We start from the raw sequence: 435 nt of genomic DNA on the forward strand, positions 1-435 counted from the left end.
GATAGCAGACGACCTGGCGAGTGGCCGGCTGGTCGAAATCGACCTCGAATCCTTCAGGGAGGTGAGTTCGCCGCTGTTTGCCATGCACCGCAACGATCGCAGCCCGAAGCCCGCGGCGGCCTGGCTGATCGACCAGTTCAAGCGCCAGCTCGGCTGCTTCAACGAGTTCGAACCGGGCGAGGTGCCTGAGGAAGAGACAGGCCATCGATCAGTGCCATGAGCACGGCGCGGTAGTCCTGAGCTGACGCACCGGCCTCGATGGCCAGGGCGGCACGATCGAAGGCGGAGCCGAGCAGCGCGGTCAGCGCGTCGGCCGGCAATCTCGTCATCGTCTGCGCCCGCATCGCCGCGACCAGCCCTTCGCGCAGCGAACGGTTGCCGTGGCGGTTGTCGATCGCGTCCATCACGGCGCGGCCCAGCACGGCCGGGCCGTCG

2 pseudogenes are annotated in these 435 nt (G+C 68.0%); one reads left to right on the top strand and one right to left on the bottom strand.

The annotated features are described in order from the left end of the window. Positions 1-220 (top strand): annotated as a pseudogene (locus EN906_RS37925) (substrate-binding domain-containing protein); the annotation flags it as partial. Here the strand turns inward: EN906_RS37925 and EN906_RS36940 are convergent. Continuing rightward, a pseudogene (locus EN906_RS36940) lies at positions 159-435 on the bottom strand (TetR/AcrR family transcriptional regulator); the annotation flags it as partial. The pseudogenes EN906_RS37925 and EN906_RS36940 overlap by 62 nt on opposite strands.

Source organism: Mesorhizobium sp. M7A.F.Ca.CA.004.06.1.1, from assembly GCF_003999135.1.
Lineage (GTDB): Bacteria > Pseudomonadota > Alphaproteobacteria > Rhizobiales > Rhizobiaceae > Mesorhizobium.